At 70.7% G+C, this 24,872-nt stretch carries 22 protein-coding genes; 12 read left to right on the top strand and 10 right to left on the bottom strand.

The window, feature by feature from the left end; all coding sequences use genetic code 11:
- Nucleotides 1–111 precede the first annotated feature (111 nt).
- Entirely contained in the window at nt 112–387 is a 276-nt protein-coding gene (locus ABD355_RS21940; protein ID WP_099934194.1) for a dsRBD fold-containing protein, read from the top strand.
- An 82-nt stretch (nt 388–469) separates the two neighbouring features.
- On the opposite strand, the gene ABD355_RS21935 is transcribed toward ABD355_RS21940, so the two are convergent.
- The 6 genes from ABD355_RS21935 to ABD355_RS21910 all read right to left on the bottom strand — a co-directional run bounded on the left by ABD355_RS21935 (nt 470) and on the right by ABD355_RS21910 (nt 5,397).
- Nucleotides 470–1,660 carry a serine hydrolase domain-containing protein gene (locus tag ABD355_RS21935; protein WP_344402223.1) on the bottom strand — a complete coding sequence of 397 codons (1,191 nt, stop codon included), beginning with the start codon at nt 1,658–1,660 and terminating at the stop codon, nt 470–472.
- Between the two features lie 34 nt (nt 1,661–1,694).
- The gene (locus ABD355_RS21930; RefSeq protein WP_344402222.1) at nt 1,695–2,156 is read right to left on the bottom strand and encodes an organic hydroperoxide resistance protein; all 462 of its coding nucleotides are present in this window, start codon (nt 2,154–2,156) and stop codon (nt 1,695–1,697) included.
- A gap of 146 nt (nt 2,157–2,302) precedes the next feature.
- Nucleotides 2,303–2,842, bottom strand: a complete 540-nt coding sequence (locus ABD355_RS21925) for a MarR family winged helix-turn-helix transcriptional regulator (RefSeq protein WP_344402221.1) — start codon at nt 2,840–2,842, stop codon at nt 2,303–2,305.
- A complete protein-coding gene (locus ABD355_RS21920; protein WP_344402220.1) occupies nt 2,839–3,600 on the bottom strand; it encodes an energy-coupling factor ABC transporter ATP-binding protein in 762 nt (253 codons plus the stop codon). Before ABD355_RS21920 ends, ABD355_RS21925 begins: the two co-directional genes overlap by 4 nt.
- The gene (gene cbiQ, locus ABD355_RS21915; RefSeq protein ID WP_344402219.1) at nt 3,588–4,349 is read right to left on the bottom strand and encodes a cobalt ECF transporter T component CbiQ; all 762 of its coding nucleotides are present in this window, start codon (nt 4,347–4,349) and stop codon (nt 3,588–3,590) included. Before cbiQ ends, ABD355_RS21920 begins: the two co-directional genes overlap by 13 nt.
- A 1-nt stretch (nt 4,350) precedes the next feature.
- The gene (locus ABD355_RS21910) at nt 4,351–5,397 is read right to left on the bottom strand and encodes an energy-coupling factor ABC transporter permease (protein WP_344402218.1); all 1,047 of its coding nucleotides are present in this window, start codon (nt 5,395–5,397) and stop codon (nt 4,351–4,353) included.
- Between the two features lie 161 nt (nt 5,398–5,558).
- Here ABD355_RS21910 and ABD355_RS21905 point away from each other — a divergent pair, with 161 nt between their 5' ends.
- Complete coding sequence (locus tag ABD355_RS21905) at nt 5,559–5,906, top strand: SsgA family sporulation/cell division regulator (protein ID WP_344402217.1); 348 nt, start codon at nt 5,559–5,561, stop codon at nt 5,904–5,906.
- A 74-nt stretch (nt 5,907–5,980) separates the two neighbouring features.
- Here the strand turns inward: ABD355_RS21905 and ABD355_RS21900 are convergent, their stop codons facing one another.
- From ABD355_RS21900 to ABD355_RS21890, 3 genes are all read right to left on the bottom strand, one after another.
- The gene (locus tag ABD355_RS21900; protein WP_344402216.1) at nt 5,981–7,657 is read right to left on the bottom strand and encodes a penicillin-binding transpeptidase domain-containing protein; all 1,677 of its coding nucleotides are present in this window, start codon (nt 7,655–7,657) and stop codon (nt 5,981–5,983) included.
- A gap of 99 nt (nt 7,658–7,756) precedes the next feature.
- The gene (locus ABD355_RS21895; protein ID WP_344402215.1) at nt 7,757–9,385 is read right to left on the bottom strand and encodes a penicillin-binding transpeptidase domain-containing protein; all 1,629 of its coding nucleotides are present in this window, start codon (nt 9,383–9,385) and stop codon (nt 7,757–7,759) included.
- A 134-nt stretch (nt 9,386–9,519) separates the two neighbouring features.
- Entirely contained in the window at nt 9,520–11,259 is a 1,740-nt protein-coding gene (locus tag ABD355_RS21890; RefSeq protein ID WP_344402214.1) for a dolichyl-phosphate-mannose--protein mannosyltransferase, read from the bottom strand.
- Nucleotides 11,260–11,355: 96 nt separating this feature from the next.
- On the opposite strand from ABD355_RS21890, the gene rsmI reads away from it, so the two are divergent.
- From rsmI to ABD355_RS21860, 6 genes are all read left to right on the top strand, one after another.
- Entirely contained in the window at nt 11,356–12,216 is an 861-nt protein-coding gene (gene rsmI / locus ABD355_RS21885; RefSeq protein ID WP_344402213.1) for a 16S rRNA (cytidine(1402)-2'-O)-methyltransferase, read from the top strand.
- A 246-nt stretch (nt 12,217–12,462) separates the two neighbouring features.
- Nucleotides 12,463–12,879, top strand: coding sequence for a hypothetical protein (locus ABD355_RS21880; protein WP_344402212.1), 417 nt, complete (start codon nt 12,463–12,465; stop codon nt 12,877–12,879).
- 46 nt (nt 12,880–12,925) lie between these two features.
- Complete coding sequence (locus tag ABD355_RS21875) at nt 12,926–13,831, top strand: TatD family hydrolase (protein ID WP_344402211.1); 906 nt, start codon at nt 12,926–12,928, stop codon at nt 13,829–13,831.
- 158 nt (nt 13,832–13,989) lie between these two features.
- Nucleotides 13,990–15,396, top strand: a complete 1,407-nt coding sequence (locus ABD355_RS21870; protein ID WP_344402210.1) for a resuscitation-promoting factor — start codon at nt 13,990–13,992, stop codon at nt 15,394–15,396.
- A gap of 218 nt (nt 15,397–15,614) precedes the next feature.
- Nucleotides 15,615–16,508 carry a 16S rRNA (adenine(1518)-N(6)/adenine(1519)-N(6))-dimethyltransferase RsmA gene (rsmA, locus tag ABD355_RS21865; RefSeq protein ID WP_344402209.1) on the top strand — a complete coding sequence of 298 codons (894 nt, stop codon included), beginning with the start codon at nt 15,615–15,617 and terminating at the stop codon, nt 16,506–16,508.
- Nucleotides 16,505–17,398 carry a 4-(cytidine 5'-diphospho)-2-C-methyl-D-erythritol kinase gene (locus ABD355_RS21860; protein WP_344402208.1) on the top strand — a complete coding sequence of 298 codons (894 nt, stop codon included), beginning with the start codon at nt 16,505–16,507 and terminating at the stop codon, nt 17,396–17,398. Before rsmA ends, ABD355_RS21860 begins: the two co-directional genes overlap by 4 nt.
- A gap of 13 nt (nt 17,399–17,411) precedes the next feature.
- Here ABD355_RS21860 and ABD355_RS21855 read toward each other — a convergent pair whose 3' ends face one another.
- Complete coding sequence (locus ABD355_RS21855) at nt 17,412–18,008, bottom strand: Uma2 family endonuclease (RefSeq protein ID WP_344402207.1); 597 nt, start codon at nt 18,006–18,008, stop codon at nt 17,412–17,414.
- A gap of 354 nt (nt 18,009–18,362) precedes the next feature.
- Between ABD355_RS21855 and ABD355_RS21850 the strand changes: the two genes are divergently transcribed.
- The 4 genes from ABD355_RS21850 (at nt 18,363) to ABD355_RS21835 (ending at nt 24,823) form a co-directional block, all read left to right on the top strand.
- Nucleotides 18,363–19,412, top strand: coding sequence for a peptidoglycan recognition protein family protein (locus tag ABD355_RS21850; RefSeq protein WP_344402206.1), 1,050 nt, complete (start codon nt 18,363–18,365; stop codon nt 19,410–19,412).
- Between the two features lie 109 nt (nt 19,413–19,521).
- Nucleotides 19,522–21,324: an ABC-F family ATP-binding cassette domain-containing protein gene (locus ABD355_RS21845; protein ID WP_344402205.1), complete on the top strand. Its 1,803-nt coding sequence runs from the start codon at nt 19,522–19,524 to the stop codon at nt 21,322–21,324.
- Between the two features lie 145 nt (nt 21,325–21,469).
- The gene (locus ABD355_RS21840) at nt 21,470–23,140 is read left to right on the top strand and encodes an outer membrane protein assembly factor BamB family protein (RefSeq protein WP_344402204.1); all 1,671 of its coding nucleotides are present in this window, start codon (nt 21,470–21,472) and stop codon (nt 23,138–23,140) included.
- Between the two features lie 51 nt (nt 23,141–23,191).
- The gene (locus tag ABD355_RS21835) at nt 23,192–24,823 is read left to right on the top strand and encodes an outer membrane protein assembly factor BamB family protein (protein WP_344402203.1); all 1,632 of its coding nucleotides are present in this window, start codon (nt 23,192–23,194) and stop codon (nt 24,821–24,823) included.
- The last annotated feature ends 49 nt before the right edge of the window (nt 24,824–24,872 follow it).

Raw genomic sequence — 24,872 nt, 5'->3', positions numbered from 1 at the left:
CCCGTCCGGCGCGCAGCGGACCCCGGGCCGACGTCACACCGGCCCGGGGTCTGCGTGCATCCGCGGGCTCGCAGGAGCACTCTGGAAGCAGGTCTTCCGGAGGTGATCGTCATGATGCACACCGCAGTGGGATGGCACGTCGAGCTGGAGTTCCAGGAGGACGAGACGCATACGCGGGCGGTCGCGCTGGTACGGCTGTCCGACGGGACCGAGGTCAAGGCCCATGGGCATGCGAGCCGGCACCACACCGATGCGAATCAGCCGCGGGTGGGGGAGGAGATCGCCGGTGCGCGGGCGCTGAATGAGCTTGCCATGCAGCTGCTCACCAAGGCGCACGGGGAGATCGACTCGGCGTCGGGGCGGACGTCGCACTCCATCAACGTGTGAGCTGCGCTCCGCGGGCTGCCGGGATATGTCGTCGGGCGTCTGCGGGTTCGTCGTGGCTTGTCGCGCAGTTCCCCGCGCCCCTTTAGGGGCGCGTCCGCAGCGCCCGTATCAGTGCCTGCGCCCTTGGGTCCGCCGTCACGCTCTTGCGGAAGCCGTTGGTGACATAGCCGAAGGCGATGCCCGTGTCCGGGTCGGCGAAGCCCAGGGCGCCGCCGCGGCCCGGGTGGCCGAAGGAGGTGGGGGACAGGAGCGGGGATGCGGCCCCGTGGAGCATGTAGCCGAGGCCGAACCGTGTGCCCACCACCAGCACGCGGTCCGGTCCCGCGCTGCGTTCGGCGCGGGCCAGCTCCACGGTCTCCGGGGTGAACAGCCTTGTGCCGCCGTCCTCCCCCACTGCCTCAAGGGCGTGGGAGGTGCCCCCAACCCCGATCAGGGAGGCGTAGAAGCGGGCGAGGCCCTCCGCCGTGGCGATGCCGTTGGAGGCGGGGAGGACGGCGGCGCGGTAGTCGGGGTCGTTCTCGTCGGGGAGCGGGGTGATCGCGGCGAAGGCGCGACGGGTCAGGGAGGCGGGGTCGGCGTAGGCCTCGGAGACCGCGCGCTTGGGGCGGGTCCGCAGGCCGCGCGGGTCCGCCGGGGGGTCGATCTGGGCCACCCGGCCCACACGCGTCCGCTCGGCCGACGGCAGCCCGAGCCACAGGTCCGCCCCGGCCGGTCCGGCTATCTCGTCCGCGATCCACTCGCCGATGCCGCGTCCCGTGATCCGCCGCACCAGTTCGCCGGTCAGCCAGCTGTACGTCTGCGCGTGATACCCGTGGTCGGTGCCCGGCTCCCAGGCCGGTGCCTGCGCCGCGACCGCCTCGGCGGCGAGGTCGGGGTCCGCGGCCTGGGCGGGCGTCAGCGGGCGGTCCAGCACGGGCACTCCGGCGCGGTGCGCGAGCAGGTGCCACACCCGCGTCCGCTCCTTGCCCGCCGCCTTGAACTCCGGCCAGTACTCGCCGACCGGTGCGTCCAGGTCCAGCTCCCCGCGCTGCTGCAGCAGCAGGAGTACGGCGGCGGCGACACCCTTGGTCGCCGAGCGCACGATCTGGGCGGTGCCGTGCTCCCAGGGTTCCGTGCCGTCGACGTCCTTGGTGCCGCCCCACAGGTCGACGACCTTGTGCCCGTCCCGGTAGACGGTGACGGCCGCGCCCCGGTCCCCCAGCACTTCGAAGTTCCGTACGAACGCTTCCCTGACCGGCTCGAAGCCCTCGGCCACCGCACCGTGCACGTCCACGCCCGTGCTCCTCCTGCCTGTGTGTACTCCCTACTCACCCAAGCAGAATCGTCACGTCGATGTTCCCGCGGGTCGCGTTCGAGTACGGGCAGACCTCGTGCGCCGCGTCCACCAGCTTCGCCGCGACCTCCTGGTCGAGGACCGGCAGCGAGACGCTGAGGGCGACCGCGAGACCGTAACCGCGCTGCTTGTTGGGGCCGATGCCGACCTTGGCGGCGACCGTGGAGCCGGTGAGGTCGAAGCCGGAACGGCGGCCGACCAGCACCAGCGCGTTGTGGAAGCAGGAGCTGTAGCCGGCCGCGAACAGCTGCTCAGGGTTGGTGCCGTTGCCGTCCCCGCCGAGCTCCGGCGGCATCGCGACCCTGACCTCGATCTGCCCGTCCTGGCTGGTGACATAGCCGTCCCGGCCGCCGTGTGCGGTCGCCTCGGCGACGTACATGATTTTCGTCGGTCGGGTGTCGGTGTCGGTCTCTGCGGCGGTGAGATCGTCACTCATGGCGCTCATGGTTGGCCCCCCAGAACGAGTGCGCGCAAGTACATCGTGCACAAGGTACTGGCTGGTAGGTCAGCAGTCGATGTCAGGGGGTGGCAACCGTGGGTAACCCGAGGCCAGTCAGGTCGGCCGCGCTGTGTCCGCACCGGTCATGTCGGCCGACCTGCTTTTCTGCCGGGGGTCCGGGGGCTGTCCCCCGGGAAAACGCAGCAGCGTTGTGCGGCGGCCTCGGCCCTCACCGCCAGCTGCCAGAGCTCCTCGCGCAGCCGTGCGACCTCCGGTGCTTCCAGCCCCGTCGCCGCGAGCAGCGCGCCGGGTACGCAGGCCGCGCGCTCCCGCAGTTCCTCCCCGCGCCCCGTGCACGCGACCAGCACCGAGCGCTCGTCGTGCGCCGCGCGCTCCCGGCGCACCAGGCCGGCCGCCTCCAGCCGCTTCAGCAGGGGCGAGACCGTGCCGTAGTCGAGCCGCAGCGCGGTCGCGAGTTCCTTGACCGGGATCTCGCCGCGCTCCCACAGGACGAGCAGGACGAGGTACTGCGGGTAGGTGAGGCCGAGTTCGTCGAGGAGCGGCCGGTAGGAGGACGTCACCGCGCGCTGCGCCGCGTACAGCGCGAAGCACAGCTGGTCGTCGAGGAGCAGCGAGCCCTCAGAGCCGGTCCTGACCGCTGCCGTGTCGTCCGCGTTCGTCACGCGCCCATTGTCACGGACCGCGGGTCGAAACCGAAGGGCAGCTCCAGGCGGTGGGCGCGCATGAGGTCCTCGTCGGAGAGCAGCTCGGCCGTCTTGCCGTCCGCCGCGATCACGCCCTCGCTGAGGATCAGCGAGCGGGGGCACAGCTCCAGTGCGTACGGCAGGTCGTGCGTGACCATGAGGACGGTGACGTCCAACGAGCGCAGGATGTCGGCCAGTTCGCGCCGGGAGGCCGGGTCGAGGTTGGAGGACGGCTCGTCCAGGACGAGGATCTCCGGCTCCATCGCGAGTACGGTCGCGACGGCCACCCGGCGCCGCTGCCCGAAGGAGAGGTGGTGCGGGGGGCGGTCCTTGAACTCCGCCATGCCGACCTGCGCGAGCGCCCGGTCGACCCGCTCCTCCAGCTCTGCCCCCTTGAGCCCGGCCGCCGCGGGCCCGAACGCCACGTCCTCGCGGACCGTCGGCATGAACAGCTGGTCGTCCGGGTCCTGGAAGACGATGCCCACCCTGCGGCGGATCTCCGCCATGTGCTGCTTGCCGACCGGCAGCCCGGCGACCGTGACGGTGCCCGCCCCGCCGGTCAGGATGCCGTTGAGGTGCAGCACGAGCGTCGTCTTGCCGGCGCCGTTCGGCCCGAGCAGCGCGACCCGCTCGCCGCGCCCGATGGAGAAGTCCACGCCGAACAGGGCCTGGTGGCCGTCGGGGTAGGCGAAGGCGAGGCCGGAGACCTCCAGGGAAGCAGTACTCACAGGGTCCATCCCAGCAGGCAGACGACGAGGGCGACGAAGGGGAGCGTGAGGGCGTACGACCACTGCGCCCGGGAAGCGGTCACCTCGTCGATCACCGGCATCGACCCCTCGTAACCGCGGCTGACCATGGCCAGGTGGACGCGCTCCCCGCGCTCGTAGGAGCGGATGAACAGGGCGCCCGCCGACTTGGCGAGCACGCCCCAGTGCCGCACACCCCGCGCCTCGAATCCCCGGGACTCGCGCGCGATCCGCATCCGCCGCATCTCGTCCGTGATGACGTCGCCGTAGCGGATCATGAAGGACGCGATCTGCACCAGCAGCGGCGGGAGCTTCAACCGCTGGAGGCCGAGGAGGAGTTCACGCAGCTCGGTGGTGGAGGCCAGGAGGACGGAGGCGGCGACGCCCAGCGTGCCCTTGGCGAGGACGTTCCAGGCGCCCCACAGGCCGTTCACGCTCAGGGACAGCCCGAGGACGTCCACCCGCTCGCCCTCCGCCACGAACGGCATCAGCACCGCGAACGCGACGAACGGCACCTCGATCAGCAGCCGCTTGAGCAGAAAACCGGCGGGCACGCGCGCGTGCCGCGCGACGACCGCGAGCAGCACGGCGTACAGACCGAACGCCCACACCGCCTCCCGCGGCGTCGACACCACGACCACCACGAACGCGAACGCGGCGGCCAGCTTGGTGTGCGGCGGCAGGGCGTGCACGGGGGAGTGCCCGTGCCGGTAGAGCCTGTGTGCGTGCCCGGCGCCCATCTCAGAGGCCCGTGCCGACAGGAGAGGCGTCGGTCGTACGGCGCCTGCGCACCGCCCAGAAGACCGTGCTGCCCGCGACGACGGTCACGCCGACACCGATCACGCCCGCGAGGCCCCCGGAGAGGCGGGCGTCCTCGACGTCCTTGACGCCGTAGCCGGCGAGCGGGGAGCCGTCGGAGGCGTGCTTCTGGGCCCTGCTGTCGATGCCCTTGTCATGGGCGACCTTCTCCAGGCCGTCGGGGTTCGAGGAGGCGTAGAAGCTGACGAAGCCCGCCAGGACCAGGGAGGTGACCAGGCCGGTGACCCACAGCGCGCGGCGGGAGGTGCGCGCCGCGACGGGCGCCGGGCGGGACGGGGGAGCGTCCACGAGTTCGCCGTTCACCCGCAGCTTGAGCTTCTGCTCCAGGCCGCGCGCGCCGTACACGAGATCCGGGCGTACGGCGATCACCGCGCCCACGGTCAGCCCCGTGATCGCCGCCTCGCCGATCCCGATCAGCACGTGTACGCCGACCATCGCGGTGGCGACCTTGCCGAGGGAGACGTCCGTGGTGCCGCCGACGGCGTAGATCAGCGTGAAGGCGACCGCCGCCGCCGGGACCGAGAGGAGCGCGGCGACGAAGGAGGCCACGGTCACCGAGCGGCGCCCCCGCGGGAGCAGCTTCACCAGGCCGCGGAAGACGGCGTACCCGACGACCGTCGTGACGATGGCCATGTCCGTGATGTTCACGCCGAGCGCGGTCAGGCCGCCGTCCGCGAAGAGGATGCCCTGCATCAGCAGGACGACGGAGACGCACAGGACGCCGGTGAAGGGCCCCACGAGGATCGCGGCGAGCGCGCCGCCGAGCAGATGGCCGCTGGTCCCCGCCGCGACGGGGAAATTCAGCATCTGCACCGCGAAGATGAACGCCGCGACAAGCCCGGCCAGCGGCGCCGTCCGCTCGTCCAGCTCACGGCGGGCGCCGCGCAGGCTCACGGCGATGGCGCCCGCGGCGAGGACTCCGGTCGCGGCGGAGACGGGGGCGTTGATGAATCCGTCAGGCACATGCACCGTTCGATGATAGTGCCTTGTTGCGAACAACTTGCAAGAGCGAGGGTGTCGTGACGGGAGTCGTCCCACGCCAAGGGGCGTCCTGGGGAAAATATGGGACATTAGGAAGGGGTGGACGCACAGCTTCCACACAGGACACGCAGCGTGAGAGGGCCGTCACGATGTCTGTAGTCGAGCAGTACGCACGAGCCCACCTGGTCACGGATGCGGCGGTACCGGAGGACGAGACGGTACCGGTGGTTCTGCGGTACGACCCCGAGGTCGATCCGCGTGAGGTGCGGGTGGGGCTGCCGGGGGCGCATGAATGGAGTTTTTCCCGTTCCCTGCTGGAACAGGGCTTGCGCGCCCCCGCCGGCAGCGGAGAGGTGCGGGTGTGGCCCTGCGGGCGGGTTCAGGCCGTCGTCGAGTTCCACTCCGCGAACGGCGTCTCGGTGGTGCAGTTCGAGTCGAAGACTCTGCTGCGGTTCTTGCGCCGCACCTATATGGCTGCGGCGCCTGTCTCCCGGTGAGCTGTGCCGTCGTTCGTCTGCTGCGCCGATGTGGCTGATCGCGCAGTTTCCCGCGCCCCTTCGGGGCGCCCCTCTCAGCCGCCCAGCTTCAGCAGTGCCGCCACGATGGGGCCCGCCGTGTCGCCTCCGTGGCCGCCCGCCTGGACCACGCCTGAGGCTGCGAGGTCGCCGCAGTAGGCGGTGAACCAGCCGTTGGGCTTCTGCTGGCCGTCGACCTCGGCCGAGCCCGTCTTGGCGCCGCAGCTGGAGCTCAGGCCGGACATCGCCTTGGCCGCCGTGCCGTAGGAGGCCGTGTACGACATGACCTCCTTCAGTTCGGCCTGGGTCTTCGAGGACATCGTGCGGGAGGCCTTCGCCAGGGTGCGGTGGTCCACCGACGGGTCGACCAGGTACGGCTGGTGGAAGCTGCCGGTCGCCACCGTCGACGACACCGACGCCATGTTCAGCGGGTTCATCCGCACCCCGCCCTGCCCGATCAGCGAGGCGCCCATCTGGGCGCCGCTCATCACGGGGACCGAGCCGTCGAAGGTGGGGACGCCGATCGACCAGTTGTTGAGGCCGAGGCCGTAGACCTGCTGGGCCTCCTGCGTCAGGTCGCTGTTGGACAGCTTCGGCGCGAAGTTGATGAAGGCGTTGTTGCAGGAGGCCCCGAAGGCCAGCTTGAACGAGCCCTGCTTGATCTCGGAGTCGCCGTCGTTGTGGAACGTCCAGCCCGCGAGCTTGTACGTCTTGGGGCAGGGGTGCGACTGGTCGGGGTGGACGAGGTCCTTCTCGAACAGCATCGTCGAGGTCACGATCTTCATCGTGGAGCCGGGGGCCAGGGAACCCTGGAACGCCACGTTGAAACTGGGGTTGTGGTTCGCGACGGCGAGGATCTCGCCGGTCGACGGGCGCATGACGACGACCGAGGACTTGTCCTTCGCGGCGACCTGCCGCTCGGCCGCGGCCTGGAAGGTCGGGCTCAGCGTCGTGTTCACCCGGCCCGGCGTGCCCTTGGTCAGGGTCAGCAGTGTCTTGTCGGACAGCTTGGCCTTCTGCGACGCCTTGCCGCGCACCACGTCCAGCTCGATGCCCGCCTTGCCGCCGGCGGTCTTGCCGTACTTCTCCCGCAGCCCGTCGAGCACCGGGCCGAGCGAGGGGTACTTGGCGGTCGTCAGCTCGCCGCCGTGACGGTCGTACGCCTTGACCGGCGGCGTCCCGGACTCGCCGGTCACCAGGGTGTCGCCGTCCCTCAGGTCGGGATGGACGACGGAGGAGTGCCAGTCGACGTAGGGCTTGCCGTCCTCCTTCTTGCGCACGACCGTCAGCGCGCTCTGGTACGAGAGCGGCAGCTTGGTGCCCTTGTAGGAGACCGTGCCCTTGACGGAGAAGGGGACCTTGTCCCCGGTGCGGGTGCCCTCGGTGACGGTGGCGCCCGTGATGTGGGCGTCCTTGGTGAAGCCGGTCAGCAGGGCGGTGGCCGCCGTCGGGTCGTTCGTGGCGGCGGCGGCCTGTGCCACCTTGCCCTGCTGCCAGCCCGTGAGGAACCGCTCGGCCGTCGTCTGGACCTCGGTCGCGGACAGCGGGCCGGTCTTGACGGCCTTGTGGTCGGAGGACGCGGACGTCGAGGCCGACCGGTCGTCGGCCGACGCCCCGCCGCCGTACAGCGCGTAGGCGCCGAAGCCGGCGCCGCCGATCACCACGGCGATCATCCCGCCGACCACGGCGGGTTTGGTCTTCGGTCGCTCGGCGACGCGCCTTCTGTTGCCCACTGTTCCCGTTCCTCCGAGAGATCCCCAGGGTCCCCGTTGCCCACATCCATCCCAACCAACGACGGCAACAGCCTAGAGTCCCGTCCTCAACGGGTGACTTCAGGAGCCGGTCCGTAGCACAGCTGCGACAATCGGCCCGGCCGCCGTGCCGCCGTGCCCGCCCTCCTCGGTCATGGCCGCCGCCGCGAGGTCACCACGGAACCCCGTGAACCAGCTGTTGGACACGGCCTGTCCGTCGACCTCCGCGGAACCGGTCTTCGCGCCGAAGTCGCCGCTCAGTCCGGCCATCGCCTGTGCCGCGGTGCCCTGGGTCGCGGTGAGCCGCATCATCTGCTTGAGCTGGGCGGCGGTGCTCGCGGGCAGACCCTTCGCGGTGGCCAGTTGACGGTCGTCGAGCCCCGGCGAGACCAGATACGGCTGCCGGAAGGTGCCGGTGATGGCGGTCGCCGTGACCGACGCCATGTTCAGCGGGCTCATCTGGACCTGGCCCTGGCCGATGGCGTTCGCCGCCCGGTCCGGGCCGCTGACCGCGGGGACCTTGCCGTCGAAGGAGACGATGCCGGTCTTCCAGTTGTCCTGACCGAGCCCGAACCGGTCCTGGGCCTCCGTGGTCAGCGAGGAGTCCGAGAGCGGCTTCTCGTCGATGAGCTTGATGAAGGCGGTGTTGCAGGAGCGCAGGAAGCTGTTGGCGAGCGTGGCCTTCTCGTTGGGCTGCATGCCCTTGAGGTTCTTGAAGGTCTGGCCCTGCCACACGGCGTCCGGGGGGCAGGGCGCCGGGCCGTTCATCGAGGTCACGCCGTTGTCGATGAGCATCGCGGCGGTGATGATCTTCATGGTGGACCCGGGTGCCACCTCGCCCTGGAATGCCGCGTTGAACTGGTCCTTGCGGTTGTTCGCGACCGCGAGGACCTCACCGGTGCTGGGCTTGACGGCCACCACCGACGACTGCGCGAACTTCTTCACCGCGGTCTCGGCCGCCGCCTGGGCGCTCGCGCTGATCGTGGTCTGCAGTTTGCCCGCCCTGCCCTTGGTGAGGGTGAGCAGCGAGGTGTCGCCCGCGTCCGGGGACGCATGCTTGATCGCCAGCTCGATGCCGGGGGTGCCGCCCGCCTTGTCGCCGTACCGCTCGCGCAGGGTGTCCAGGACCGGGCCGAGCGAGGGGTACTTCTCCTTCGTCAGTACGGCCCCGTTCCGGTCCACGGCCTCGATCGGCGGGTTCGCCGCCTCGCCGGTGAACAGGGTGTCGCCCTTCTGCAGCTGCGGATGGACCACGGACGGCCGCCAGTCGACCAGCGCCCGCCCGGTGGTCTTCCCGCGCACGACGGTCAGCTCGCTCCGGTAGGTCAGGGGCTTGGACCTGCCGCCGTAGGACACCGTCGCCCTGACCGTGTAGGGGACGGTCGCGCCGTTCGCCGTATCCGGGGTGATCTTCACGCCGGTGATGTGCGCGGCGTTGCCGTAGGAGGTCAGCAGGGGTTCGGCCGCCGTGTCGTTGTTCGTGTACGTGGCCGCCTGGACCGCCTGGCCCTTCTCCCAGGCCGCGAAGAACTTCGCCGAGGTCTCCTTGACCTCGTCGCTGCTCGGCGGACCGGTCTTCACGGACGCCGAGCCGCCCGAACCCCCGTTGCCGTTCAGCGCGGACACGATGTTGTACGCGCCGTATCCGGCGCCGCCCACCATCACAGCGAAGACGCTGCTGATGACGGTGATCCTGACCCCCTTGCCCATGAAGGGCTCCCCTCCCCGTTCCCCGTCGGTCCCTCGCACTGTATGTGGCCCAAGGGGGAACTGTGAGGAGTGTTTACCTATGTTGTGTCCGTTCGGATACTCAGGAGGTACTCAGAGGGGGCCGGAAGATCCGCTTATACCCAGGTATCGAGCCACATACGTGAACGCCAGTCGTTGATCGGGATGGCGGTCCCGGTGTAGAGCGGCCAGAAGTAGATGAAGTTCCAGGCGATCAGCAGGACCAGCACGCCCGCCCCGGTCGCGCCCGCCACCCGGCGGGTGTCGCTCGACCCCGGTGGCCCGACGATCGCGCCCAGCAGCATCGCCACGGCCAGGCACAGGAACGGCACGAAGACGACGGCGTAGAAGAAGAAGATCGTCCGCTCCTGGTACAGGAACCAGGGCAGATAACCGGCCGCGATGCCGCAGGCGATGGCGCCCGCCCGCCAGTCGCGGCGCAGCAGCCAGCGCCACAGGATGTACAGGACCGCGAAGCAGGCCACCCACCACAGCAGCGGAGTGCCGATCGCCAGGACCTCCCGGGCGCACTTCTGGCCCGCGCCCACGGGGCAGCCGTCCTTGCCGGGCGAGGGGGACTCGTAGAAGTACGACACCGGGCGGCCGTCGACGATCCAGCTCCAGGGGTTGGACATGTAGGTGTGCGGCGAGTGCAGGTTGCGGTGGAACTCGTAGACCTCGTGCTCGTAGTGCCACAGGCTCCGCCACCAGTCGGGGAACAGCCAGGTCCAGTTGCCGCCCTTGCCGTCGGTGGCGGCCCAGTTGCGGAAGTAGCCGCCCTTGCCGTTGGTGGGGGAGAGGATCCAGCCGGTCCAGGAGACCAGGTAGGTGACGAGCGCGACGGGGACCGTGGCCACGAACGTGACGGCCGCGTCCGGCAGGACCGCCTTGTACGGGTTCCCGGCGCCGGCCACCTTGCGGGCGCCGATGTCCCACAGGACCGCCATCAGGAAGAACGCGACCATGATGTACAGGCCGTTCCACTTGGTGCCGATGGCCAGGCCCAGCATCAGGCCCGCCAGCCAGCGCCACGGGCGCCGGCCGAGACGGGTCGTTTCGGCGATGTGCGCGTCCGGGCGGACACGGCCGTCGGCATCCGGCTGGAGCGCCGCCGCGAGTCTCTCGCGCGCCTTGTCGCGGTCGATGACCAGGCAGCCGAACGCGGCCAGCACGAAGAACATCAGCACGCCGTCCAGCAGCGAGGTGCGGGCCATCACGAAGGCCAGCCCGTCGACCGCCATCAGCGCGCCCGCGAGGCAGCCGAGGAAGGTCGAGCGGAAGATACGGCGGCCGATGCGGCACAGCATCAGGACGGACAGCGTGCCCAGCAGCGCGGTCATGAACCGCCAGCCGAAGGGGTTGAAGCCGAAGATCAGCTCCCCGAGCCCGATGACGTACTTGCCGACCGGCGGATGCACCACGTACGCCGCGTCCGTCGGGATCGTGACGTGCCCGTTCAGCGCCAGGATCTGGTCGTTGGCGTTCTTGTCCCAGTTGACCTCGAAGCCGCGGTGGACGAGCGCCCAGGCGTCCTTGGCGTAGTACGTCTCGTCGAATATCACCGCCTTGGGGCTGCCCAGGTGCCAGAACCGCATCACGCCCGCCATCAGCGTGACCAGCAGCGGGCCGCCCCAGGCCGACCAGCGCATGATCCGCTCGATGAGCGCCGGCGGCACCCCGAGGACCTGCCACACCCGCGGGCTGGGCTGCACGTACGGCGGCACCAGACGCTCGCGGACGTCACTTCTCGGCCCCGCCGTGTAGCCGAAACGGCGCAGCCGCTGCTGCCACGACGGCCGCTGGTCCTGCGAGCTCTGGCCTTGCCGGGTGTCCGGGGAGGACGCGGTACTGGTCACCGCGCCATCGTAGGGAACGGCGCTGTGTGAGTCCCGTGCATGGGTGGTAAGGGCTCGGATGCGTCCCCCTCGGTGTGTCCCTGGGAGGATGGGGGCGTGACCGGAATCCTCGTACTTGCAGGCACCCCCATCGGCGACATCGCGGACGCGCCGCCCCGGCTGGCCGAGGAGCTGGCGGGGGCCGATGTCGTCGCCGCCGAGGACACCCGGCGGCTCAGGCGGCTGACGCAGGCCCTGGGCGTGACGCCCAGGGGGCGGATCGTGTCGTACTTCGAGGGCAACGAGAGCGCCCGTACGCCCGAACTCGTCGAGGAACTCGTCGGCGGTGCGCGGGTGCTGCTCGTCACGGATGCCGGGATGCCCTCGGTGTCCGACCCCGGGTACCGGCTGGTCGCGGCCGCCGTGGAGAAGGACATCCGGGTCACCGCCGTGCCCGGGCCGTCCGCCGTGCTCACCGCGCTCGCGCTGTCCGGGCTGCCCGTCGACCGGTTCTGCTTCGAGGGGTTCCTGCCGCGCAAGGCGGGCGAGCGGCTGACCCGTCTGAAGGAGGTCGCCGAGGAGCGCCGGACCCTCGTCTACTTCGAGGCCCCGCACCGCCTCGACGACACCCTCGCCGCCATGGCCGAGGTCTTCGGCGCCGAGCGGCGCGCCGCCGTCTGCCGGGAGCTGACCAAGACGTACGAGGAGGTCAGGCGAGGCGGGCTCGGGGAACTGGCCGCCTGGGCCGCCGAAGGTGTGCGCGGCGAGATCACCGTGGTCGTCGAGGGCGCTCCGGAGAAGGGGCCCGGGGAGCTCGACGCCGCCGAACTGGTGCGCAGGGTGCGGGTGCGGGAGGAGGCAGGAGAGCGGCGAAAAGAAGCCATTGCGGCGGTTGCGGCAGAGGCCGGGCTTCCCAAAAGGGAAGTGTTCGACGCCGTCGTGGCCGCGAAGAATGCTTATTCGGCCAGTGGTTCGTGACGCTTTCGTGAAGTCCGCCACACCCCCTCTGAGCAGGGCGCATCTCGCCTGAGCAAGCGCCCCACAAAAGGGCAAAGCAAGGTCGTGAAAAGCAAAGCGCAGACCCCCTGAGCGGGGTCGCTCTGGCAAGGAGAATCCAAATCGGCTCCAACAGTCGACAGGGCTGATGCATTCGCTCCGCCAGAAGCGTCCACTGGTTGAAGGGACGCACCCGTCCCTTGGTCCAGCAGATCAAGAGGAGCTGGCATGAGCGAGATCTCAGGGCAGTCCGGCCTCCGCGGCGCGGCCACCGCAGTCGTCCACGAGTCGTACTCCTTCGCCTGCATGCGCTGCGGGCACGGCTGGGAGCAGTCGTACGAGATAGAGCACCACAACGACGCCGAGGGCCATGAGTTCGTGATGTACGTGGCCGAGGGGCAGGTCGTGCCGTCTCCGCTGTCCAAGCCCACCTGCCAGAACTGCGACAGCCACGTCGTACGGATCATGCGACCCGGGCAGGTCTCATCCGTGCGCGACGCGGTGCACAAGCAGCAGCGGCGGACACCGCAGACCGAGGCCCAGGAGCCCGCAGCCGACGGTGCCGAGGGCGCCGCGGCCGGCGAGCGGGACCACCACTGGCATCTCTCCGATCTCCTGCACCCCTTCCACCGCAAGGCGAGCTGACAGCTCCGGCGGCCGGGCGGGCATGCCCCTTTCGTAGGATCGGAGCATGCCCTCCTCAAGCTCCGGCTCCAGCGAGAAGACCGTCGACAAGAGCGCGCCGCCGCCTCCGGAACCCCTCCGGGTGGCCGTCGCCGACTCCCACACCCACCTCGACATGCAGAACGGCACGGTCGAGGAGGGCCTCGCGAAGGCCGCTTCGGTGGGCGTGACGACGGTCGTGCAGGTCGGCTGCGACGTTCGGGGCTCGCAGTGGGCCGCCGAGACGGCGGGACTGTACGAGGCCGTCCATGCGACGGTGGCCCTGCACCCCAACGAGGCGCCGCGCATCGTCCACGGCGACCCCGACGGCTGGTCCAGGCAGGGGGCGCGCGAGGCGGGGGGCGCGGCGGCGCTCGACGAGGCGCTCGGGCAGATCGACGCGCTGGCCGGGCTCCCCCAGGTCAAGGGCGTCGGCGAGACGGGCCTCGACTACTTCCGCACCGGTCCCGAGGGCAAGGAGGCGCAGGAGGCCTCCTTCCGCGCCCACATCGAGATCGCCAAGCGGCACGGCAAGGCCCTCGTCATCCACGACCGCGACGCCCACGCCGACGTGCTGCGCATCCTCAAGGAGGAGGGCGCGCCCGAGCGGACGGTGTTCCACTGCTACTCCGGGGACGCGGAGATGGCTCAGGTGTGCGCCAGTGCCGGGTACTTCATGTCCTTCGCCGGCAACGTCACCTTCAAGAACGCCCAGCATCTGCGGGACGCGCTCGCCGTGGCGCCCCTGGAGCTGGTCCTGGTGGAGACCGACGCGCCCTTCCTGACACCGGCGCCGTACCGCGGACGGCCCAATGCGCCGTATCTCATTCCGGTCACGGTGCGCGCCATGGCCGCTGTGCGCGGCATCGACGAGGACGCGCTGGCGACGGCCCTGGCGGCGAACACGGCCCGCGCCTTCGACTACTCAGCGTAGTCGTCCATAACCTTACGATAAGGCCCCGGCGGACTCGCGTTCGCCGTGACCGTGACTCTTCGTAATCGCGCCGCTTTGGAGAGTGATACGGGCTCCGCTAGGTTCTGGTGCCCGATCCGGACCCCTCTGGACCCCTACGGCCCCTGGAGCGTGTCGGCGTGAGCAACTCGCAGTACTCGCAGTACTGGCAGTACGGGACGTATGAGGCGTACGACCCGGCGTATCCGCCGGCGTACGCCTACGACGTCCACAGCGCGCAGACCCTGGCCTACGGGGTGCCCGGGGCGTACGAGGACACGTACCGGCCCGCCTACGAGGCGGCCCAGGTACCCGAGCCGCCGCTTCCGCGGCAGGTGGGGAGCGCGGCGGGCGAGGAAGTGCCCGCGCCCGCCGCGCGCGCCGGAACGCGCGCCGGAACGGGACGCAGGCGCCGGGCCGCACGCCGGCGCCGGGCGCGGCCCATGGAGCTCCCGGACGGCTCGATGCGCCGGCTGCTGCCGCAGGCGCTGGTCGTCGCCTTCCTGGCCGGCGGCACCACCGCGTTCGTCGCCAAGGACAAGGCCATCGAGCTGAACGTCGACGGCAAGCCGCGCACCCTGCACACGTTCGCCGACGACGTGACCGAACTGCTCGCACAGGAGAACGTCGACGTGGGGGCGCACGACGTCGTCGCGCCCGCGCCCGGCTCGGCGATCCGCAGCGGTGACGAGATCGTGGTGCAGTACGGGCGCCCCGTGCGGCTCACCATCGACGGGCACCGGCGCGAGGTGTGGACGACGGCGGACACCGTGCAGGAGGCGCTCGAGGAGATGGGGGTGCGGGCGCAGGGCGCCTATCTGTCCGCTGCGCGCTCCCGGCACATCGGACGCGCCGGGCTCTCGCTCGACGTGCGCACCGAGCGCTCCGTGACGGTCATGGCCGACGGCCACGCACGGACGGTCCGCACGAACGCGGCGACCGTGCAGGAGGTCGTCGAGCAGGCCGGGGTCCTGCTGCACGGCGAGGACACCACCTCCGTGCCGGCGGACAGCTTCCCGCGCGACGGGCAGACGGTCACCGTGCTGCGGGTCACCGGCTCCAAGGAGGTCCGCGAGGAGGAGATCCCGTTCAAGGTGCAGCGCGAGGACGACCCCGGGCTGTTCAAGGGGACGGAGGTCGTCGACCGGGTGGGACAGCCGGGGCTGCGGCGGATCACGTACTCCCTGCGCATCGTCAACGGGGTCCGGCAGAAGCCGCGCCTGGCCGGCACCGAGGTGGTGCGCGAGCCGCAGCCGCAGGTCGTGAAGGTGGGCACGAAGCCGCTCCCGACGTCCGTGCGCGGCGCCGACGACCTGAACTGGAAGGGCCTCGCGGCCTGCGAGTCGGGCGGCCGCCCGCACGCCGTCGACCCCTCGGGCACCTACGGCGGCCTCTATCAGCTGGAGTCCCGCACCTGGCAGAGCCTCGGCGGCACCGGCCGCCCCGAGGACGCGTCCCCGGCAGAACAGACGGCCCGCGCGAAGAAGCTGTACGTCCGCCGGGGGGCGAGCCCTTGGCCGCATTGCGGGGCACGGCTGCACGGGTGAGGGCCGTTTTCGGGCCTGCGGGCCGGTGGGGGCTGATCGCGCAGTTCCCCGCGCCCCTTAAAAGCCCGCGCAGCTGCGGGCAGTCGTGCCGCTGGGGCGGCTCCCGACCCAAAGAGAGCGGCACCCCGCACGCGCGGGCTAGCAAACCCACCCTCCCGGCCACCTGCAGCGCAGGGCAGCCGGCACCCCCGGGTCCACACCCCCGTACCCTTGTCGCCGTGAGCAGCAGCCCCGCCCCCGACGCCCTCCTGGGCCCCGCCGACATCCGCGAACTGGCGGCAGCCCTCGGCGTCCGCCCCACCAAGCAGCGCGGCCAGAACTTCGTGATCGACGCGAACACGGTCCGCCGTATCGTCCGCACCGCCGACGTCCGCCCGGACGACGTGGTCGTCGAGGTCGGCCCGGGGCTCGGCTCCCTCACCCTGGCGCTGCTGGAGGTCGCCGACCGTGTCACCGCCGTCGAGATCGACGACGTACTGGCCGCGGCGCTGCCCGCCACCATCGCGGCCCGCATGCCCGGCCGCGCCGACCGTTTCGCGCTCGTCCACTCGGACGCGATGCATGTGACCGAGCTGCCGGGCCCCGCCCCCACCGCGCTCGTCGCGAACCTCCCCTACAACGTGGCCGTCCCCGTCCTCCTGCACATGCTCGAGACCTTCCCGAGCATCGAACGCACCCTGGTCATGGTCCAGTCGGAGGTCGCCGACCGGCTCGCCGCCGCGCCCGGCTCGAAGGTGTACGGCGTCCCGTCCGTGAAGGCCAACTGGTACGCCGAGGTCAAGCGGGCCGGCGCGATCGGGCGCAACGTCTTCTGGCCCGCGCCGAACGTGGACAGCGGCCTCGTCTCGCTGGTCCGCCGCACCGAGCCGCTCAAGACCACCGCCTCGCGGCGCGAGGTGTTCGCCGTGGTCGACGCGGCCTTCGCCCAGCGGCGCAAGACACTGCGGGCCGCGCTCGCCGGATGGGCCGGGTCGCCCGCGGCGGCGGAGGCGGCCCTCGTCGCCGCCGGGGTGTCGCCGCAGGCGCGCGGGGAGGCCCTGACGGTCGAGGAGTTCGCGCGCATCGCCGAGCACGCCGAGACCACCGCGAACAAGGAGCCCGGTCAGAAGTGAGCGTCACCGTACGCGTCCCCGCCAAGGTCAACGTCCAGCTCGCGGTGGGTGCGGCCCGCCCCGACGGCTTCCACGACCTGGCCAATGTCTTCCTGGCGGTCGGCCTCTACGACGAGGTCACCGTGACGCCCGCCGACGAACTGCGCATCACCTGCGAGGGGCCGGACGCCGAGCAGGTGCCCCTGGACCGTACGAACCTCGCGGCGCGCGCGGCCCTCGAACTCGCCCGGCGGCGGGGCATCGAACCGGCCGTGCACATCCACATCGCCAAGGACATCCCGGTCGCCGGCGGCATGGCGGGCGGCAGCGCGGACGGCGCGGGCGCGCTGCTGGCCTGCAACACACTGTGGCAGGCGGGCGCCTCCCGGGCCGAACTCCTCGCCATCTGCGCCGAGTTGGGCAGCGATGTGCCGTTCAGTCTGGTGGGCGGGGCGGCGCTGGGCACCGGGCGCGGCGAGCAACTGCGCACGCTGGAGGTCGGCGGCACCTTCCACTGGGTGTTCGCGATGGCCGACCGCGGTCTTTCCACCCCGGCGGTCTTCCGCGAGTTCGACCGGCTGGCGGAGGGGCTCGACATCCCCGAGCCCGTGGCCTCCGAGGAACTCCTGCGCGCCCTCGCGAAGGGCGACCCGGACGCGCTCGCCTCGGCCGTCTCCAACGACCTGCAGCCCGCCGCCCTCTCCCTCTTCCCCGAACTCGCCGACACCCTCACCGCGGGCCGCACCGCAGGCGCCCTCGCCGCCCTGGTCTCCGGCTCGGGCCCGACGACGGCCTTCCTCACCCGGGACCCGGAGTCGGCGGCCAAGGTTGCCGAGACGCTCCGCGGTTCGGGCACGTGCCGGACGGTGCGCACGGCGTCGGGGCCCGCGCCGGGGGCGACCGTGATCTGAGTGGGCGTACGGCTCAGAGGTTGTCGATGGCGGTGAGGTCGATGTCGATGGGGTACGGCTTGTCGACCTTGATGCGATCGCGATGCATGCCCATGTGGACGTACGCGTGGGTCAGCGGGTCGATTTCGTAGACGTGGACGACGGGCCTGCCGTCCGCCCCGCTCGCCTCGACGCGCCAGAAGTTCGGGATTCCGGCGGCGGCGTATTTCTGGGGCTTGGTCGTGCGGTCGCGGGACTCGGACTCGGGCGAGACCACTTCGACCGCCAAAACTACGTCGTCGGCCTGGTAGCTCGTCTGGTCCTGGCCGGTGATTGCGTCGGTCCGGATCACGCTCACATCGGGTTCGGGGCCGTTGCGCCTGTCGAGGACCACCGTCATCTCCCGGCTGACCTTGAATTCGGCAGGCAGGCCGCTGTTGCGCAGGCCGAAGACGAGCAAGTCGACCACGTTCCCATGGAATCGACGCTGCGGACTCACGAAAACCAGGCTCCCGTCGATCAGCTCTGTGTGCGGCGGGAGATCCGGCAGCGTGAACAGGTCGTCCACGGTGTACCCGTCCAGCGGCGGCACCGGCCATTGAACGCGGCGCTCTACGGACTCGGCGGTCATGGTTCCTCCCATGGACGGGATCCTGCTGCCCGTCCTCCAAGGTAGCGGCCCGTTCCCGATCACGTCATCACAAAGAGTGACCACGCTGATCATGCGGAACCAGATGGGCGGCGCCGGACCATGACGCCGTACGCGATCTTCGCCCGATCTCCACACGAACGGGCCGGATTTCCACTCGGATGTACGGGAATCGCAGTACTGATGAGGCCAGTGGGGCCAATAGGGTCGGTTGAGCTTTCAAGCGCCCGGTGTGGCGCATCTACGCCCCTGCACAGCCGAAGGGTCACGCACGTGTCCGAATCCCCCACACCCTCCCCTGCCCACCGTAGGAAGCGCTCACTGTCCCGTCGTGGCGTGATCGGTGCCGCCGCGGCCGTGGCCGGCGCGGCCGCCGTGACCCCGGCGGTCTTCGCGGCCACCGACTCCGGCTCCGGTGACGGCGACGGCAGCGGTGCCGGCTCCTCCGGTACGACCCCGGAGAAGTTCCCCGCCACCCGCACCGAGGCCGCCACCGGCACCGGCGCGGCCACCACCGCCTTCGCCGCCTCCTACGTCGGTCTGCGCTGGTCCGGCGCGAAGGACGGCGCCGCGATCCGCCTCGCGGACGGTGACTGGCAGACCGTGACCGCGGGCTGCTCGGCCGTCGAGGACGGGGGCAGCGCGCTGGTGGCGGCCCAGAGCGCCACCGCCTATGAGGTGAAGGCGTCGGGCGGAGTGTCCGACGTGGCCTCGCTGGCGATCGACGTCACCGACGGCCCGGACCGCACCTTCCACGTACCCAGCGAGCCGACACGCGTACGTGGTGTGCGCTACCTCTCCCGCCCGGCGTGGGGCGCCGACGAGTCCAAGCGGTACAAGGACGGCAAGGTCAACTCGCCCGAGAAGTACTACCCGTTGCAGATCATCACGGTCCACCACACCGCTACGCCGAACAACGATCCCGACCCCGCCGCGACGGTACGCGCGATCTACGAGCTCCACGCGATCACCAACGACTGGGGCGACATCGGCTACCACTTCCTCATCGACGAGTCCGGCACCGTCTACGAGGGCCGATACTCCGGCGACGACGGCATCCCGGCCTTCAACCCGGACGGCGACCTCGTCACCGGCTTCCACTCCGTGGGCTACAACTCCGGCGCCCTCGGCATCGCCCTCCTCGGCACGCTCACGGAGAACGGCCCCACGGATGCGGCCAAGGACTCCCTGATCCGGCTGATCAAGGTGATCTGCCGGTTCAAGGGCCTCGACCCCCAGGCGAGGGTCACCTACGTGAACCCCGTCAACGGCACGAAGAAGGACACGAACACCGTCGGCGGCCACCGCGACTACTTCGCCACCGAGTGCCCCGGCCAGGTGATGTACGACCTGCTCGGCGAGATCCGCACGGCCGCAGCCCGCTGATCTGCGGTGATCCGCCGCGGGATCGGTCACCGACCGGCGCACATTAGGCTGGGAGGCTGACCCCCGCGGCCCAGCCGCATGTCGACACAGCCCCCTGGGCAGGAGCGTAATGGCCGTCAATCTGGTCAATGTCGAGAACGTCAGCAAGGTGTACGGCACTCGTGCCCTCCTCGACGGCGTGTCCCTCGGCGTCTCCGAAGGCGACCGGATCGGGGTGGTCGGGCGCAACGGCGACGGCAAGACCACCCTGATCCGCATGCTGGCCAAGCTGGAGGACGCCGACACCGGGCGGGTCACCCACTCCGGCGGGCTCCGCCTCGGCGTGCTCACCCAGCACGACTCCCTCGACCCGAACGCCACCGTCCGGCACGAGGTCATCCGGGACATGGCGGACCACGAGTGGGCGGGCAACGCCAAGATCCGGGACGTGCTCACCGGCCTGTTCGGCGGCCTCGACCTGCCGGGCTTCCCGCAGGGCCTCGACACCGTCATCGCGCCGCTGTCCGGCGGTGAGCGGCGCCGTATCGCGCTCGCCAAGCTGCTCATCGAGGAACAGGACCTGATCGTCCTCGACGAGCCGACCAACCACCTCGACGTCGAGGGCATCGCCTGGCTCGCCCGCCATCTGCGCGAGCGCCGCTCCGCCCTCGTGTGCGTGACGCACGACCGCTGGTTCCTCGACCAGGTCTGCACGCGCATGTGGGACGTGCAGAGGGGCGTCGTCCACGAGTACGAGGGCGGCTACTCCGACTACGTCTTCGCGCGCGCCGAGCGCGAGCGCATCGCCGCCACCGAGGAGGTCAAGCGGCAGAACCTCGTCCGCAAGGAGCTGGCCTGGCTGCGGCGGGGTGCGCCCGCCCGTACGTCCAAGCCGCGCTTTCGCGTGGAGGCCGCCAACGAGCTCATCAAGGACGTACCGCCCCCCCGGGACAGCAGCGAGCTGATGAAGTTCGCCTCCTCGCGGCTCGGGAAGACCGTCTTCGACCTGGAAGACGTCACCGTGCAGGCCGGACCCAAGGTGCTGCTCAAGCACGTCACCTGGCAGCTCGGCCCCGGCGACCGCATCGGCCTGGTCGGCGTCAACGGCGCCGGCAAGACCTCCCTGCTGCGGGCCATGGCCGAGGCGGCACGGTCCGAGGGCGAGGTGCAGCCGGTCGGCGGGCGGGTCGCCGTCGGCAAGACCGTCAAGCTCGCCTACCTCTCCCAGGAGGTCGCCGAACTCAACCCGAACCTGCGGGTCCTGGAGGCCGTGCAGCAGGTGCGCGAGCGCGTCGACCTCGGCAAGGGGCGGGAGATGACCGCCGGTCAGCTGTGCGAGACGTTCGGCTTCAACAAGGAGAAGCAGTGGACGCCCGTCGGCGACCTGTCCGGCGGTGAGCGCCGGCGCCTGCAGCTGCTGCGCCTGCTCATGGACGAGCCCAACGTCCTCTTCCTCGACGAGCCCACCAACGACCTCGACATCGAGACCCTGACCCAGCTGGAGGACCTCCTCGACGGCTGGCCCGGCTCGATGATCGTGATCTCCCACGACCGGTTCTTCGTCGAGCGCACCACCGACCGCGTGTTCGCCCTGCTCGGCGACGCCACCCTGCGGATGCTGCCGCGCGGCATCGACGAGTACCTGGAGCGGCGCCGGAAGATGGAGGAGGCGGTCGCGGCCGCCTTGCCCGTCGCGGCCAGGCCCGCCCCCGAGAAGAGCGCCGCCGACCAGCGCGCGGCGAAGAAGGAACTCCAGAAGATCGAGCGGCAGTTGGACAAGGTCTCCGAGAAGGAGACCAAGCTGCACGCCCAGATCGCCGAGAACGCCACGGACTTCGCCAAGGTGGCCGAACTCGACGCCCAGCTGCGGGACTTGGCGGGGGAGCGCGAGGACCTGGAGCTGCGCTGGCTGGAACTCGCCGAAGACGCGTGAAGGCCGGGTGAAGGCGCATAACGACGGCATCACGGGCCGGTTCTCCCTTGGGAACAGGGGCTGAACCGGCCCGGTGTGCTGTCAGTTGCAGGTGATAGAAAGAGGACTTGGCTAAAAATCAGTGACTGAACGGGGGAACGCGCTGATGACCCAGCCGCCCGACCAGCCGCCGTACGGCGGCTTCGGAGCACCACAGGGCGGTTTCGGAGCGCCGCCCCCACTCCCACCCCACCAGCCACCGCAGCAGCCGGGTCCTTACGGACAGCCGGGCCAGTACCCCCAGCAGCCCGGCCCCTACGGGCAGCCGCAGCAGCCCGGCCCGTACGGCGCCCAGCCCGGTTACGGCTATCCGCCGCAGCCCCAGTACCCCGGCGGGCCCGGCACTCCGCCGCCCGGCTCCGGCAACCCCTTCAAGGGGAAGCCGGGCCTGGTGATCGCGGCGGCCGTAGCAGCGCTGGCCGTCATCGGCGGCACCGTGTACGCCGTGACGAGCGGCGGCGGCGACAAGAAGCCGGTCGCCGGGCAGAGCGACGACCCGAAGCCCACCGGGTCCGGCTCGGGCGGCACCGGTGGCAGCGGCGGCGGTTCCGACCCCCAGGGCTTCAACGCCAGCCGCAGGGCGGGCGAGGCGAAGGTGCTCTGGTACAAGTCGCCCCCGGACGCACCCGGTGCGGGCGCCGAGGCCCCCGGCATGTGGATCACCGACAAGGCGGCCGTGAAGGCGGCGTACAAGCAGGTCTTCGCCTACGACGTGACCGACGGCAGCCCCGCCTGGGACACCGTCACCTTCCCGCAGAAGATCTGCGCGGTCACCCCGCAGAAGTCGGCCGACGACAAGATCGTGGTGGCCTACGAGAGCGGCACCGGCCAGCGCGCCAAGTGCAACCGGCTCCAGCAACTCGACCTGGGCACCGGCGCCAAGGGCTGGAGCGGCACGCTCCCCGAGGGCGCGCTGTTCGACAGCACCCTGAACATCTCCCTGTCCCTCAGCGGCCGGACGGTGCTGGTGGGCCGCTCGCAGTCCGCGGTGGCGTACGACATCGACAGCGGGAAGAAGCTGTTCGACAAGAAGAAGTACGGGAGCGCCTGCTTCCCCACCGCCTTCGCGGGCGGCAGCAGGCTGATCTCCGTCGCGACCTGCAACGCCAGCGAGCCGAACGAGCACGACGAGATCCAGGAGCTAGACCCGGCGACCGGCAGGGTCAGGTGGACGCAGAAGTTCGGCAAGGGCTGGTCGGTCGCGCGGACGTACTCCGTCGACCCGCTCGTCGTCTACAGCACCAACCAGGACAAGAAGGCCTGGAACATCTCGACCTTCGACTCGCACGGCAAGTTCCGCTCCCAGGTCGGCTTCGACGAGAACTTCGCGCCGCAGTGCGGCTGGGCGCTCCTCGAACGCGACCTCCAGGGCTGCAAGGGCGTGACCGCCGACGCCGACACCCTCTACCTGCCGACCGACGCCACCACCGGGCCGAACGAGATCGTCGCGGTCAACCTCGCGAACGGCAAGGAGAAGTGGCGCGTCAAGTCCCCGGCGGATGCGTCGATGCTGCCGATCAAGGTCGAGGGCGGCAGGCTGATCGCCTATGTGCAGCCCTCGTACGACGCGGGCGGCCAGATCGTGTCGATCGCGACGAGCGGCTCCGGCCACACCCCGGTGAAGCTGCTGCAGAACCCGCAGAGCACGGCGGCCCTGGAGAGTGCCGTCTTCACCAAGGCCTTCGACTGGGTCGGCGGACGCTTCTACCTCTCGCCCACCCGGATCAGCGGAAACGACGACTCGAAGGGCAAGTTGATGCTCGCCTACGGCAAGTGACCTCCCCCCAGGCCCCGTCGCCCCGCCGTCCGCTCACGAGGTAGCCACCCCATGACGCAGCCCCCACCGCCCCACCAGCCCCCGCAGCAGCCGGGATACGGCTATCCCCAGGCACCGCAGCAGCCCAACCCCTATGCCCAGCCCGCACCGCCCTACGGGCAGCCGCCGAACCCCTACGCCCAGCAGCCCGGTTACGGCTACCCGCAGCCGTCCGCACCGCCGTACGCGCAGACCGGGCAGCCCGGCGGCGGGCGCAAGGGCGGCGGTCAGGCGGCGATCATCGTCGCGGCGGTCGTCGCCGTCGCGCTGCTCGTCGCCGGGGGCGTCTGGTACGCCTCGTCCGGCAAGGACGACGGCAAGAAGGACGACAAGTCGAGCTCCGGCGGCGGCACCGGAGGCACCGGTGGCAGCACGGCCAACGGTGAGGAGAAGGTGCCCGCCCACACCGCCTCGCAGCTGCTGTTCAAGGTGCCGGTGCCCCAGGTCGACGACACCACCGTCGTCGCCGGTTCGTGGCTCACGGACAAGGCGTATGTGAAGAGCGGCGTCGCCGAGATCAACGGGTACGACCGCGACAAGGGCGGCAAGCTGTGGACGATCAAGCTGCCCGGCCCGGTCTGCACCGTCAGCACGCACACCACCGACGACGACCGGACGGCCGTCGTCTTCCAGCCCAGGATGCCCCCGAAGGGCAGGTCCGAGGGGTGCAGCCAGGTCGCGGCGATCGACCTGCACGCCGGCAGGAAGCTGTGGACGAAGTCGCTCGGCTCCGGCGGCCGGGTGATGACCTTCGAGAACGTCACCGTCAGCGCGAACACGGTCGCCGCGGGCGGCAACTACGGAGGCGTCGCCTTCGACCTGTCCAGCGGCAGGAAGCTGTGGGCCCCGAAGCCCAAGGACACCTGCATCGACGCCGGGTACGGCGGCGGCGAGAAGCTCGTCGCGGTGCTCAAGTGCGGCTCGTTCACCGATCCGCAGCTGCACATCCAGACCATCGACCCGCGGTCCGGGCAGACGATCTCGGAGTACAAGCTGGCCACGGGCATCGAGTACGCCGCCGTCGTGTCGACGAACCCGCTGGTCGTGGCCGCCGACGTCGGCCACAGCGCGGGCGACGGCAGTGAGATCTCGGACTTCTTCTCCATCGACAACAAGACCGGCAAGCTGATCACCCGGATCTCCGCGCCCGGCAAGGACTACGCGGCCAAATGCGACGCGATCTCCGAGCTGGAGCACTGCACCGGAGTCGCCGTCGGCAACGGCAGGCTGTACCTGCCGACCGAGGAGCACGAGGGCACCAAGGACTACAGCCGGACCAACGAGATCGTCGCGTTCGACCTGGCCACCGGCAAGCAGAACGGCCAGCGCGCCGACGCCGGCGACGGCTACACGATCACCCCGCTGCGCATGGACGGCGGCAATGTGATCGCGTACAAGCACCCGCCGTACAACAAGGGCGGCCAGATCGTCAGCATCGACGGCGGCTCCTTCAAGGAGACCAAGCTGCTGGAGAACCCGGCGGCGGGGTCGGTGCGGGACCTGGAGGCCACCCTGTCGCCCGACTACTCCGAGATCCTCTACTCGCAGGGCCGGCTGTACCTGGCCGGCCGGTTCGCCGACAAGCCTTCGAGTTCGGCCTCGGGGGAGAAGGTCCTGGCGCTCGCGCTCGGCGCCGGCGGCTGAACCACTGCTCCGCAGCTGCGGCCCCGTCCCTGCTCAGGGGCGGGGCCGT

Origin of the sequence: Streptomyces longisporus (genome assembly GCF_039532765.1) — a bacterium.
GTDB lineage: Bacteria > Actinomycetota > Actinomycetes > Streptomycetales > Streptomycetaceae > Streptomyces > Streptomyces longisporus.
This window is presented reverse-complemented; position numbering and strand designations above follow the sequence as displayed.